This window comes from Embleya sp. NPDC020630, from assembly GCF_044334985.1.
Taxonomy (GTDB): domain Bacteria; phylum Actinomycetota; class Actinomycetes; order Streptomycetales; family Streptomycetaceae; genus Embleya.
This window is the reverse complement of record NZ_JBIRUB010000017.1, coordinates 113,299-125,991: the sequence shown is the minus strand read 5'-3', so window position 1 is coordinate 125,991 and position 12,693 is coordinate 113,299. Positions and strand designations below refer to the sequence as shown.

The 12,693-nt window shown below is 71.1% G+C and carries 11 protein-coding genes; 5 read left to right on the top strand and 6 right to left on the bottom strand.

Going from position 1 to position 12,693, the window contains the following annotated elements; genetic code table 11:
* Positions 1-434: 434 nt before the first annotated feature.
* From ACH4XV_RS37690 to ACH4XV_RS37680, 3 genes are all read right to left on the bottom strand, one after another.
* On the bottom strand, positions 435-812 hold the full coding sequence (locus ACH4XV_RS37690) for a nuclear transport factor 2 family protein (RefSeq protein ID WP_395797240.1): 378 nt from the start codon (positions 810-812) through the stop codon (positions 435-437).
* A 202-nt stretch (positions 813-1,014) separates the two neighbouring features.
* Positions 1,015-1,656: a GNAT family N-acetyltransferase gene (locus ACH4XV_RS37685; protein WP_395797238.1), complete on the bottom strand. Its 642-nt coding sequence runs from the start codon at positions 1,654-1,656 to the stop codon at positions 1,015-1,017.
* 79 nt (positions 1,657-1,735) lie between these two features.
* Positions 1,736-2,200 (bottom strand): SRPBCC family protein, encoded by a 465-nt coding sequence (locus ACH4XV_RS37680; protein ID WP_395797236.1) that lies wholly within the window; start codon positions 2,198-2,200, stop codon positions 1,736-1,738.
* Positions 2,201-2,659: 459 nt separating this feature from the next.
* On the opposite strand from ACH4XV_RS37680, the gene ACH4XV_RS37675 reads away from it, so the two are divergent.
* On the top strand, positions 2,660-3,142 hold the full coding sequence (locus ACH4XV_RS37675; RefSeq protein ID WP_395797234.1) for a hypothetical protein: 483 nt from the start codon (positions 2,660-2,662) through the stop codon (positions 3,140-3,142).
* On the opposite strand, the gene ACH4XV_RS37670 is transcribed toward ACH4XV_RS37675, so the two are convergent.
* Positions 3,139-3,390, bottom strand: a complete 252-nt coding sequence (locus tag ACH4XV_RS37670; RefSeq protein ID WP_395797232.1) for a hypothetical protein — start codon at positions 3,388-3,390, stop codon at positions 3,139-3,141. The genes ACH4XV_RS37675 and ACH4XV_RS37670 overlap by 4 nt on opposite strands.
* Before the next feature lie 394 nt (positions 3,391-3,784).
* Here ACH4XV_RS37670 and ACH4XV_RS37665 point away from each other — a divergent pair, with 394 nt between their 5' ends.
* Positions 3,785-4,483 (top strand): DedA family protein, encoded by a 699-nt coding sequence (locus ACH4XV_RS37665; protein WP_395797230.1) that lies wholly within the window; start codon positions 3,785-3,787, stop codon positions 4,481-4,483.
* Between the two features lie 1,706 nt (positions 4,484-6,189).
* Here ACH4XV_RS37665 and ACH4XV_RS37660 read toward each other — a convergent pair.
* A complete protein-coding gene (locus ACH4XV_RS37660) occupies positions 6,190-7,071 on the bottom strand; it encodes a LysR family transcriptional regulator (RefSeq protein WP_395797228.1) in 882 nt (293 codons plus the stop codon).
* A 208-nt stretch (positions 7,072-7,279) separates the two neighbouring features.
* Between ACH4XV_RS37660 and ACH4XV_RS37655 the strand changes: the two genes are divergently transcribed.
* The 3 genes from ACH4XV_RS37655 (at position 7,280) to nhaA (ending at position 11,550) form a co-directional block, all read left to right on the top strand.
* The gene (locus tag ACH4XV_RS37655; protein ID WP_395797227.1) at positions 7,280-8,464 is read left to right on the top strand and encodes a nuclear transport factor 2 family protein; all 1,185 of its coding nucleotides are present in this window, start codon (positions 7,280-7,282) and stop codon (positions 8,462-8,464) included.
* Positions 8,465-8,606: 142 nt separating this feature from the next.
* Positions 8,607-9,467: an iron uptake transporter permease EfeU gene (gene efeU / locus ACH4XV_RS37650; protein ID WP_395797225.1), complete on the top strand. Its 861-nt coding sequence runs from the start codon at positions 8,607-8,609 to the stop codon at positions 9,465-9,467.
* Between the two features lie 196 nt (positions 9,468-9,663).
* Positions 9,664-11,550 carry a Na+/H+ antiporter NhaA gene (gene nhaA, locus ACH4XV_RS37645; RefSeq protein WP_395797223.1) on the top strand — a complete coding sequence of 629 codons (1,887 nt, stop codon included), beginning with the start codon at positions 9,664-9,666 and terminating at the stop codon, positions 11,548-11,550.
* A gap of 92 nt (positions 11,551-11,642) precedes the next feature.
* Here nhaA and cynR read toward each other — a convergent pair whose 3' ends face one another.
* Complete coding sequence (gene cynR, locus ACH4XV_RS37640) at positions 11,643-12,560, bottom strand: transcriptional regulator CynR (protein ID WP_395797221.1); 918 nt, start codon at positions 12,558-12,560, stop codon at positions 11,643-11,645.
* Positions 12,561-12,693: the final 133 nt, after the last annotated feature.

Below are 12,693 nucleotides of genomic sequence, written 5' to 3'. Positions count from 1 at the left end.
GGCCAGGGCCGGGGTGGGCCGGACCGGGCTGGGGCGGGCCAGGGCGGACCGGGGTGGGGCCGGGCGGGGCGGGTCGGGCTGGGCTGGGCTGGGCTGGCCATGGCGGGGCCGGCCGGGGGCCGAAGCCGGGGCGGGGGCCGGGCGGGGCCCGATGCCGGGCTGGGGTGGAAGGGGGCTGGGCTGGGGGCGGTCGCGGGTGGGGGGCCGGCGAACGACTGGGCTGGGTGGCGAGCCTTGGACGGCGGACGGCGGACGGCGGACCGCGGACCGCGGACGGCACGCGGAAGGCGGAAGGCAGCGCCCGCATCCGCAGCGCGAAGGGCATCCGCTGAGGCGGGCGCCGCCTCGGCGCCGCAGCATGACCGACCGCGAACCGCAGTCCCGGAATGCCGAAAGGGACAAGTTCACGAGAAGGACAGCGACAGAAGGACGTCTCAGGAGGCGGACGGCTCGATCTCCCCCGCAAAGACGATGACCTGGTCGATGAGGCTCCGCCGCAGATGGACGACGTCCGTTCCCGCCAGGCGGGGGCCTCGGTCCGGCGTGGTGAAGGCCCACTGGTACCGGGCCCACTCGTCAGGCATGTCCACCGCTGAGCAGTGCACCATCGTGCCGGTCCCCGCCGGGTGGCGCCGGATGTCCGGCACGAACCGCTCGACCGCCGCGATTCCTTCGCTGCGACCCAACGGCCCCCGGAAGACCACGTCCGAGGTCAGGGCCTGGGAGAGCAGGCCAGTCACACGGCTGTCGTCCGAGGCGTTGAACGCAGAGATGAACACGTCGATCGCGGAGCGTGCCGTCTCTTCCTGCATGCCCCAGTAATACCAGCCGTCGCGCGTGCGCTCGTCCCGCGAGGTGCCTTCCGATCACGGTGGACCATCCCGGTCACAGCACTGGCCACCGGCTGCCACCACGCGCTGACCGACCGCGTCTACCGCTGCCGGACGCCGCCGCATGCCAACTGCCGCTCGCCCGCGTCCGCCGCCCGGCGATGCCCGCGCGGGCCGCCGGATGTTACAGCGTTGGCGTCGACTCTTCCTCCTCCAAAGGAAGTTCGTCCCTCAGGAGGCTGTAGAAGACCACGTCGCGCCACCGGCCTGCTCGGAAGAGGTACGCGCGGGCCACGCCCTCTGGCGTGAAGCCGACCTTTTCCAGAGCGCGTTGTTCGGCGACGTTGTCGACCTCCGTCGCCGCCTCCACCCGCGCCACCTGGGTGTGGGCGAACAGGTAGCGGACCAGCAGAAGTTGAGCGCGGGTGCCGAAACCCTGCCCCCGCACCTCGGGGAACAGATTTATCCCGACGTTCCAACAGTAGGAGGTGCGTGAGGTGACGATTTTGCGCCAGGCCACGAAACCCAGGACGTCGGCCCCGCGAACCACCAGCAACTGCCCTCCGGTGTCCCCGAGAAAACCGCTCTCGGTCCACTCGCGCCGCCACCGCCCGGGATCCGCCCAGCCCTGCCAACCGAACGGACCGACCGCCTCGGGATCCGTCGAAAACCGTTCGAGAAGGGGGAGATCGCCCTCGACCACCGGCCGCAGCGACACCTGTTCGTCACTCATGGGCTCGAACTCCGTTCGATCGTCGCGCACTTCCGCCGGCACCGCCGGGGCGCGGAGCCGACCCGCCGGGTACACGATCGGCACGATCACCACGGCAGCCGAGAATACCGCCGCAACGACCGCCTGCCGATGCCCGAACACGACGCCCTTGGGCGGCGCGGAGATCGAACGCCTACTCGGACACTGCCGATTCGAGGGAGTCCTTCAGATACTCATTGCGCGCGACGATCAACCGCACCATGTATCGATGCAGCCCGATCCACCCGACGACGGCACCGATCGGCCCGAACGGAGCGGCGTAGTCCACGACATCGCGCATCACGGTGCCGCCGGCCCCGTCCGAGGTGAAGCGGTGCTCGTGGCGCCAGTGCGCGAACGGGCCGCCGACCTGCTCGTCCACGAACCGACTCGGCTCCTCGTACGCCGTGATCCGCGCGGTCATCCGCCACACCACACCGAAGTGCCGCGCCCGCCAGGTGACACTCTCCCCGAGCCCGATCCGGCCGGCCGTTACCCCACCGATCGCCCGCTCCCCCGACGAAGCCATGGACGCGGTATGCGCGTCGATGTCCAGGCACGCCTCGAAAGCCCGTGCGGGCGTGACACGAATGTGCGTGGTCGTCTCGAAATGCGGCACGGGCCGAGCGTACGCGCCGGCCACGGACTGCCGGTGTCGGGTATGGGGGTGGCCAATCGGCTCTGGCAACACCGCCGAGAACAGCGGCATTTCCGACGCCTGGGCCCGGTCCGACGATCCGGACCGTGCCGGCCGGATGCCCTGAAGCTTCGTGCAGCCTCGTTCCACGCCCGCGTTCATGTGCAGTCGCCCGGTGTTTCCCTCCAGGCCGCCCCGTCTGGCCCGCGGTTGGGCTTGGGTAGTCGCGGACGAGCCATCCCCGCCGCATGCGGCGCGGCGCGGACCCGCCTGCACCCCGCTCTGCCGTTCGACACATCCGACGTGACGAATCCAAGGAGCAAGGCCATGAGGTTCCCCCAGTGCCCCCGGTGCGGCTTATCGAACGAAGTCGTGCCGGATCGGAGCCGCCAACCGGATCATCCCGGGCCCTCGACCGGGATCCCCCCGTGGTTCGGCTGGGTGCTCCTGCCTGCGGCCACACTCGCCCTGTCGGTGTTCGTGGGCCTGTACATCGGAATGCCGTTCGGGGCGGTCTCGTTCGGGGCCTGGTTCTGGGCCCGATCGGACACGAACGGCGGCAGCGGTCGCCCACGGCCGCCCGGCAACGAATTCCTGTGCAACCGCTGCATGCACAGATTCGCCACGCCCGGACACATCCAGATCGCGTGCAGGCACCGCAACCGGCCGACCACCAGGGTTCGTTCGGCGGCCGACAGCCGACGGCGTCCGCGCACATTCGTGGTCACCACCGGACAGGCGTGCCACGCACCACAGTTCGAGAACGCCTCGCCCAGACACGGTATCCACATCCGCATCCGCGTCCGCGCGGTATTCCCCAAGCCGCCCGACGGGGAGGCGCATCGGAGGTGTCGCGGTCGACGCGGCAGATATCCCGTCGCCCTCGACCCGCGCGGCATCGCCATCCGCCGCGACACTGCCTAGTCGTTCCGGGCGTCGCCGTCGTTCGAGCGGTTGGCGCGGCGGCGACGCATACGTTCGCGGAGAGAGTCCGTCGAGGGGTCGAGCATCGGTCGCTCGGCCGAGCTGTCCGGGGACGCTTCGCTCCACTGCCGGGCCTGCCGTACCAGTGCGGCCAGTTCGTCGGAGCCGTTCTCCCGCGATGAGTCGTGGTGCGTCATGGTGGACCCGATGCCCGCGCACTTGCCGGCCCACGGCTGATAATTGGTCACGAATATGCGGCATATCGATAACAACAGTGGCGAAGGGGGCGTACCGAGGGGCGGTTTTCAGCCGCCACATCTCGGCACGGCGCACTGCGCTGCGCGTGTGCATCGGACCACGACCGAATGCCACCTCACCCACGCGCTCGCCAATCACGACCTGCACGACCTGCACGTCCTATACGACGGCGACCGAGTCCCACGCGGCGGTGTTCACCGACGCATCCGGCCCGGCGCGCCGGCGCCCGTCCCCACCGCGTCACCCGCCCGGCCCACAGCGCTCTCGGCCGACTCTCAGCCGTGATGCGGCATCGTTTTCGAGGACAGAGCCCCGGTATGTCTTTCCCGCCGTGACCACGGCCGACCGACACCGGATCGCGCGTTATCGAAGGAGGGAGCGCCCATGCCTTCGTCGGCCGTGTCCGACCTGGCCGTGAACGTGCTGGACGCGAGTTCGTTGTTGTCCGCCTTCGGGGCGCTCGGCATCGCCGTGGTGTTGTTCGCGGAGACCGGCCTGCTGGTCGGCTTCTTCCTGCCCGGCGACTCGTTGTTGTTCACCGCCGGACTGTTGTGCGTATCGGGCTCCTCGGACCGGGTGCACCTGATCCTGTGGCAGGTGTTGCTCGCCGCCGTGGGCGGCGCCCTACTCGGCGCCCAGGTCGGCTACCTCCTCGGCCGGCGCGGCGGACGCGCGCTGCTGAGCCGGTACAGGAACCGCAGCCTGCACGAAGGCGTGGCGCGGGCCGAGGAGTTGCTGGGCAAGTACGGACACGCCAAGGCGGTGGTCCTGGCCCGCTTCGTTCCGGTCGTGCGCACGGTGCTCAACCCGCTGGCCGGCGTACTGGAGATGCCCGTGCGCACCTTCACGCTGTGGCAGATCATCGGCGGCACGGTCTGGGCGATCGGCCTGGTCCTGGCAGGCTACGGACTTGGCTCGTCCGTACCGAACGTGGACACCTACCTGCTGCCGATCGTGGCGGTGGTGGTACTGATCTCGCTTCTGCCGATCGCACTGGAGGTCCTCCGCCAACACAAACACCGCCCCGGCCCCGGCTCGGGCTCGGGCTCGGACCCGGGCCCCCACCGCCGAGATGAACCGTGACCGACCACACCTTGTGCGGGTGCTTGGGCGTTCCCGGTGCACGTTGCGCTTGTGGTCGCGGGTGGCCGGTGCGGGGTCTGTCAGAGTCGGTGGTGGGCCGCCGCCGGCGTGCGGGGCTCCAAGAGCTGGGGCTTCTGGCGAGACGGGCGCGTTGGTCGTCGAAAACCGGCCGGCAGCGAGGGGGCGGGAGGGCGGTCGGGTCGAGTCCGCCGGGGGGCTTCCCGGGTGGGCTGCGTGCCTTCGGCGAGATCGCGCTTCTGGTTGCGTGGGCCGGTGCGGGGCCGGTCGGAGTCGCCGGGTCGGCCGCCGCCGGCGTGCGGGGCTCCGAGCGTCGGGGTGCCCGGCAAGACGCACGCGTTGCTCGGCAAAAACCGGCCGGCAGCGGGGAGCAGGGAGGGCGGTCGAGTCGAGTCCTCCGAGCGGCCTCCTCGACTGGGCCGGGCGTTTCCGACGGGCGTTGCGTCTTGAGTTGTGTGGGCTGGTCCGGGGCCGGTCAGAGTCGGTGGTGGGCCGCCGCCGGCGTGCGGGGCTCCGAGACTCGAAGCTCCCGACGAGACGCCCGTGTTGGTCGGCGAAAAACCGGCTGGCAGCGAGGGAGCGGGAGGGCGCTCGAGGCGAGTCCTCTGGGCAGCCTTCCGGAGTGGGTCGGGGTGCTTTGGGCGCGTTTGGAAGGGAGTTGGGGCTCGAAACTGAATCGCGATCGATGGTTGTGGGCTTTGAGCCTCGGTGACCTGCGGTTTTGTAGTGTCGGAGCGGAAAGTCGGGCGTCGAGTGCCGGTTTTGTACGGTCCGACCCCCTGAACGCCGCCGCGAAGACCAAATCGCCCGATCTCAGCCGACTTCGGGCGCCGCGATCTCGCAGAGGCCGTCGAGGAGACCACAAGTGCCCAGCTGGGGCCGAAACCGGATCCCGAGACACCTCAAACGCTCCCACTCTGTGCTGACCTGCGGTTTTCTCCCACGCCGAGGCCACGACGCCTCACGCCGTCCGGTTTCGTAAAACTCTCACCCCACACGCACGCCCACTGCGCCTCGAAATGCCCTGCCTGCCCCACTCGGGAAGCCTCCTCGGCGGGATCGACCGGACCGCCCTCCCTCCCCGCCGCTGCCAGCCGGTCTTCCGCCGACCAACACGGGCGTCTCGTCGGGGGCTTCGAGTCTTGGAGCCCCGCACGCCGGCGGCGGCCCATCACCGACTCAGACCAGCCCCGCACCGGCCACACGCAACCAACAGCGCAACGCCCGCCGAAAGCACCCGACTTCCCCGGGAAGGCCCTCCGGAGGACTCGACCCGACCGCCCTCCCGCTCCCTCGCTGCCGGCCGGTTTTCGCCGAGCAACGCGCCCGTCTCGTCGGGGGCTTCGAGTCTTGGAGCCCCGCACGCCGGCGGCGGCCCACCACCGACTCAGACCAGCCCCGCACCAGCAACAGGCAACCGACAGCGCAACGCGCGCCGGGAACGCCCGGCCCACTCCGGAAGGCCCCCAAAGAACCCGGCCCCACCACCCACCCGCTCCCTCACCGTCGGCCGGTTTTCGCCGAGCAACGCGCCCGTCTCGTCGCGGGCTTCCACTCTCGGAGCCCCGCACGCCGGCGGCGGCCCACCACCGACTCTGACCAGCTCCGCACCAGCCACACGCAACCCAAGCGCAACGCATGCCGCAAGCAGGCCCGGCTCCGCTCGGCCCGAGACCTCCGGGGGCGTGTCAGGTGAACGCTGTGGCCAAGTGGGTGGACAAGGCCGCTGCTGCTGGATGTTGGTCGTGTTGTGGGGTGATCGTGTAGATGCCGCGGGTTGGGGGGTCTACCAAGGTCGCCGTGGTGACGTCTGTGCGTAGGGCGATGGTCAGTGCTGCGGGGATCAGGGCGATGGCGTGGCCGGTGGCGACCATGGCGATTTTGCCCGGTAGGTCGGCTGCGGTGAGGTCGATTCGGGCGGTGGTGCCGGCGCGGGCGGCGTGGCGGCGTAGGAGGGCCGCCGAGCCGTCGTTGTCCTCGACCCAGGTCTGGTCGGCCAGTTCGTGGATCGGCAGTGGGCCCCGGCCGGCGTGTGGGTGGTCGGCGGGCAGGACGACCACCATCTCGTCCACGCCCAGGAGCCGTCGTGCCACCCGGGGGTCGTCCGGCAGACCCGGCGGCGCGTCCGTGACCACGGCGATGTCCAGGTCGCGGGCGAGCACCCGGTCGTAGAGGTCGGCGCTCGATCCGGGCAACAGGCTCCACCGCAGCGGGCCTTCGTCGTCCAGGAGGCGCCGCATCGCGGCGGGTACGATCCCGGCGGCCAGGGACGGCGTCGCGCCGACGGTCAGCGGCCGACCCGGTGCCCCGTCCCGTACGTCCCGAACCGCGCGCACCGCCCGATCCGCCTCGTTGAGCACGACCAGGGCGTGGTGCCGGAACACCTCGCCGGCCGGCGTCGGCCGCACCCCGCGCACCTGCCGCTCGACCAGTGCCACCCCGAGTCGCCGCTCCAGGCCGGCGATCTGCCGGGAGACGGCCGACTGGGTGTGGCCGAGTTCGACCGCCGCCGCCGACAACGACCCGACCCGACACACCGTCACGAAGGTCCGCCACACGGTCAGATCCACGTTGCCTCCTCCATGGCACGGGCACGGCATGGGCATGGGCACGGGCACAGCCATGCGCAGACTCGTGCTCGTGCTCGTGCTCGTGCTCGTGCTCACGAGCCCGGCACGAATATGCCGGCCCCCGCGCAGGCTATATGCGAGACACGCATGCCTGCCCTTCCAAAGTTGCGCTTGTCGCAGAGCTTGCCACTGCTTCACGCTGGGGCGCATGACCACCCCGCCACGCACGATCGCCGTCCTCGGCCTGGGCCGCATGGGCGCCGCTGTCGCGACACGACTCGCCGAGCACGCCCACCAGGTCATCGGCTGGACCCGCTCCGGGCAGCCCGCCACCGGAAGCCCCTTCGACACCACCCCCGACCCAGCCGCCGCCGTCGCGAAAGCCGACGTCGTGCTCCTCGCGCTGTTCGACGGCCGGGCCTGCCGCGAGGTTGTCGACCAGGTCCGCGCCTCGCTTCGACCCGACGCCATCGTGGTCAACACGAGCACGATCGCCCCCGCCGACGCATCGGCGCTGGCCCATGAACTCGGGACCTCCTACGTGCATGCGCCTGTGCTCGGCTCGGTGCCCGCCGTCGCTGCCGGGACCCTGGAGGTCCTCGCCGGCGCCGACCCCGCCACGCTCGATCGGGTGCGGCCGGTGTTGGCGGCGCTCGGCACCGTGCGGCCCGTCGCCGACGCCGGTACCGCCGCCGCCCTCAAGCTCATCGCCAACAGCAGCCTCGCCGGCGGGGTCCTGGCCCTGCGCGAGGCGTTGCGGCAGGGGGACGCGCTCGGCCTGCCGCGAACCGAGGTGCTGGACGTACTCGAACTCGGCCTGCTCGGCGGACTCGTGGCCCGCAAACGCAGCATCCTCACGAGCGCCGGCAACCCGGCCACGGCCGCCCCCACCGCCCCCGCCCAGTTCACCATCGCCGCGCTGGCCAAGGACCTGGACCTGTTGGCCGCCGCGTCCGGCACCCCGATGCGCAGCGCGGCCGACCTGGCCGACACCCCGACCGACCCCGAGGCCGACATCGCCGTCGCCGCCCTGACCCCCGCCGTCCCCGACGCGGTGCTCGAACCCCTTCGCGCCTATATACGCGGACACGCCACCGGCGACCCCGCCCACTTCCGCGCCGCGTTCCTGCCCACCGCGCACGTCGAGGGAATCCGGGACGGCGCGTTCGTCTCGTGGGGCCTCGACGAATATTGCGCGCTCTTCCCCGGCCGGCCCGCCCCGGACGAGCCGACGCGCTCGCGCCGCATCGACACCGTCGACGTACACGGCACCATCGCCACCGCGACCATGACCCTGCGACACGGCACCGACACCTTCACCGACGTCTTCCTCCTGGCCCACATCGACGAGAAGTGGCGCATCACCAACAAGGCCTACCACCGACACCCCTGAGCCCCAGCCCCCCCAAACCGCCCGGCCCCAGCCGCCCGCCCACTCGGACATGACCGATCCCATGTTGACGACGCATCCGAACGGGTGCTTTGGTGAGCCTCGCCTAAATTCCGAGATATGTTCGATCGAGCGGGGTCACCTGGTGTTCGCCAACTACCTGATAGGTCTGCGCGAAGGGCTGGAGGCAGCCCTCGTGGTCAGCATCCTGATCGCCTATCTCGTCAAGAGCGACCGCCGGGACGCGCTGCCCGCCGTCTGGCTCGGGATCGGCGCCGCCGTTGCGCTCAGCGTCGCGCTCGAGGCCACCCTCGAACTGACCTCGGCCGAGATGACCTTCGAGCAGCAGGAGCTGTTCGGCGGTTCGCTCTCCATCCTGGCCGTGCTCCTGGTCACCTGGATGATCTTCTGGATGCGGCGTACCTCACACGCGCTCAAGGCGGAGTTGCAGGGCAAGCTGGACCACGCGCTGGCGATGGGCACCGGTGCGCTGGTGTTGACCGCGTTCCTGTCCGTGGGGCGGGAGGGTCTGGAGACGGCGGTGATCGTGTGGGGCACGGCCCGCTCCACCGGCGAGAACACCGAGCCGATGATCGGCGTCGCCCTCGGGCTGGCCACCGCCGTCGTCCTCGGCTACCTCTTCTACGCCGGCGCCGTGCGGATCAACCTCGCCAAGTTCTTCCTCTGGACCGGCGCCGGCCTCGTCGTCGTCGCCGCCGGCGTACTGGCATACGGCGTCCACGACCTCCAGGAGGCCGACTACCTCCCCGGACTGTCGAACCGGGCCTTCGACATCAGCGACACCATCCCGCCGGACACCTGGTACGGCACCCTCCTCAAGGGCATCCTCAACTTCCAGCCCGACCCCACGGTCCTCCAGGTCACCGTCTGGCTCCTGTACCTGATCCCGGTCATGGCGCTGTTCTTCCTCCTCCCCAAGGGCGGCCCGAAGGGCGGCCCGAACAAGGCCCCAGCCCCCGCCGCGCCGGGAACCGCCTCCGTCTGAGCGGACCGCGCCCCGTGGCGCAAATCACGCACATCGCCGGCAGGTCACGGCAAGCCACGGCAGGTCACGACAGATCACGCGGACCGACCCGATCCCACGCCGGGTATGTCCGGGAAGATCATCCATCGCGCACCGACGGATATCCTCTGACCCGGTCCGGCCGAGGAGCGCCGAACACGTACAGGGGGGCACAGGCATGACGCAGCCGCGCAACGGGGACGGCCTCGCGGGCCAATCCCTCGACGAGGGCGGGGCGCGCACCGCGCGGTGGGCGTTCATCCGCACCGAGAGCGGCAGCGCGACGGTCCTCCTGGTCGCCACGCTGGCCGCACTGGCCTGGGCGAACATCGGCGCCGACTCCTACGAGTCGTTGTGGCACACGCACCTGTCGATCCGGCTCGGCGACTCCGGTGTCGCGCTCGACCTGCGCGAGTGGGTCAACAGCGGCCTGATGACGCTGTTCTTCTTCGTGGTCGGCCTCGAGGCCCGGCGCGAGTTCGACCTGGGCGAGTTGCGCGAGCGGCGCCGGCTGACGCTGCCGTTGCTGGCCGGACTCAGCGGCATGGCCGTACCGGTGCTGGTCTACCTGGCGATCAACGCGGGCGACTCCTCCGTACACGGCTGGGGCGCGGCGATGTCCACCGACACCGCGTTCGCACTCGGCATGCTCGCCCTGCTCGGCAGCCGGTTCCCGCGCCGGCTGCACACGTTCATCCTGACCGTGGCCGTGGTCGACGACTTCGTCGCCCTCGTGGTGATCGCCGTCGCCTACAGCGACCACATCGACGTGACCCCGCTGCTGATCGCGCTGGCCCTGCTCGGGGTGGTCCTGCTGGTGCGCGGCGCGCGGATCCGGCGTGGTGCCCCGTACGGGGTGCTGGGCGTGATCACCTGGGTCGCGGTGCTGAAGTCCGGCGTGGATCCGGTCGTGGTCGGCCTGGTGTTCGGCCTGCTGACCATCGCCCACCCGGCGTCGCGGGCCGAGCTGGAACGGGCCACCGGCCTGTTCCGCTCCTTCCGCGAGCAGCCCACCCCGGAGCTGGAACGCACCGCCCGACGCGGCATGGCGGCGGCGCTGTCGCCCAACGAGCGGCTGCAACGGATGTACCACCCGTGGACGAGCTACGTGATCGTGCCGCTGTTCGCACTGGCCAACGCCGGGATCACGCTGAACGGCGGGCTGCTCTCCCGGGCCTTCACCTCGCCGATCACGCTCGGCATCCTGTTCGCCTACGTGCTCGGCAAGCCGATCGGGATCATCGGCGCCAGTTCGCTGACCACCAGGCTCAGCGGGGGCCGGCTGCGTCCGCCGGTCGGCTGGGGGGCGGTGGTCGGCGGCGGCGCGATCGCGGGTGTGGGCTTTACCGTATCGCTGCTGATCGCGACGCTCGCCTTCGAGGGCGCGCAGTTGGACGAGGCCAAGGTCGGCGTGCTCAGCGCCGTCGTGTGCTCGTTCGTGGTCACCTGGCTGGTGTCGGTGGTGATCTCGGCGCTGCCGCGCCCGGCCCGGTCGCGGGCACTGCTCGGCACCGGGCAGAGCCTGGTCGACCTGGCGGTGCCGGTGGATCCGGACCGCGACCACATCCGGGGCCCGATCGACGCGCCGGTGACGCTGGTCGAGTACGGCGACTTCGAATGTCCGTTCTGCGGTCGGGCCGAGCCGGTGGTGCGGGAGCTGCTGGCCGACTTCGGCGACGTGCGCTACGTCTGGCGCCACCTGCCGCTGCCCGACGTACACCCCCGGGCCCGACTGGCGGCGATCGCCGCCGAGGCCGCCGCGGATCAGGGCGCGTTCTGGGAGATGATGGACCACCTCCTCGAACACCAGGACGCACTCAAGCCGAGCGACCTGATCGAACACGCGCGCACCCTGGGCTTGGACGTCGACGAGTTCCGCCTGGCGCTGCGCACCCGGCAGGGCGCCGATCGGGTCGCCGAGGACGAGGAGTCGGCGGACCTGAGCGGGGTGACCGGTACACCGACCTTCTTCGTCAACGGCCGCCGCCACCACGGCCCGTACGACATCGCCGGCCTCACGGCGGCCGTACACGCGGCCAAGGAACGCGCGCTGATGGACCGCTGAGCGGGCGGCGCGCGGGGCCACTCACCTCGGCGCGGCCACCCGCCTCGGGACAGCGGACACAGCGGACACAGCGGACGTAGCGGACGCCGCGCTCACCCGGTCGATTCCGCGAAGTCGTCGCGGGCCCGGACCACGTCCCGGGTCAGCCGTTCGAAGGCGCGGGCGGCGGCGCTGCGGTAGGCGCTCTCCCGGCGGAGCAGCACGACGGTACGCACCGGCAGCGGCGGGTCGACGGCCACCGGGCGCAGATGCGGATGGTCGCGGGCGATCGCGTCCGGCAGCACGGTGGCCAGCGGGGTGCGTCGGACGATCTCGGTCAGTGCCTGGATCGAGTTCGCCTGGACCGCGATCCGGGGCCGTACGCCGTGCCGGGCGAAGTACTCGTCGATGTGCCCTCGGGTGGCGAAGTCGTCGCTGAGCAGCGCCAGATGCTCCGTGTCCAGGTCGCGCACCGGCAGCGGCGGGGCGTCCGGGGCGGGGGTCGGCCGGGTCGCGCCCACCACCAGGCTGAGCCGTTCGGTGCCGAGCGCCGTCCCGACGAGGCCCGGCAGGTGTGTGCCGCGAAACGCGATGCCCAGGTCGAACTCGTCCGCGGCCAAACCGGATTCGATCCGGTCCTGGGTGGTCTCCACGACGTCGAGGGCGATCCCGGGGTGCCGGGCGTACAACTCCTCGGTCAGCGGCCCGACCAGGTATGTGGTGAACGTCGGCGTCACCGCGAGCCGCAGGCCGCCGCGGGTCAGGTCGGCCACGTCGTGCACGGCGCGTTCGGCGGCAGCCAGGTCCTGGAGGGCCCGGCGGGCGTAGTGCAGGTAGCTCTCCCCGACGTCGGTCGGCCGCACCGTGCGCCCGCTCCGATCGAGCAGGCGTACTCCGAGGATGCGTTCGAGCTGCTTGATCTGCTGGGACAGGGTCGGCTGCGAAACACGCAGCTCCTCCGCCGCACGGGTGAAGTTACCGTGCTCGGCGACGGCGAGCAGGTAGCGGAGGTGCCGTAGTTCCGGAGCCATGCGGACGACTATAGGTGATGGCTATGGCTTCGATGGGTACTGCGTCTTGGACGCTATAGGCACAGCTCATGCATGGTGGATCCAGTCGGACAGGAGCGCCTTCGAGGAGCACCTTCGGGGAGCAACTTCGGGG

What these genes read in the sequence shown, in the direction of transcription:
- nhaA (WP_395797223.1), top strand. Translation starts at nt 9,664, where the DNA reads ATGACGCAGCCGCGCAACGGGGACGGCCTCGCGGGCCAATCCCTCGAC.
- ACH4XV_RS37665 (WP_395797230.1), top strand. Translation starts at nt 3,785, where the DNA reads ATGCCTTCGTCGGCCGTGTCCGACCTGGCCGTGAACGTGCTGGACGCG.
- ACH4XV_RS37690 (WP_395797240.1), bottom strand. Translation starts at nt 812, where the DNA reads ATGCAGGAAGAGACGGCACGCTCCGCGATCGACGTGTTCATCTCTGCG.
- ACH4XV_RS37655 (WP_395797227.1), top strand. Translation starts at nt 7,280, where the DNA reads ATGACCACCCCGCCACGCACGATCGCCGTCCTCGGCCTGGGCCGCATG.
- cynR (WP_395797221.1), bottom strand. Translation starts at nt 12,560, where the DNA reads ATGGCTCCGGAACTACGGCACCTCCGCTACCTGCTCGCCGTCGCCGAG.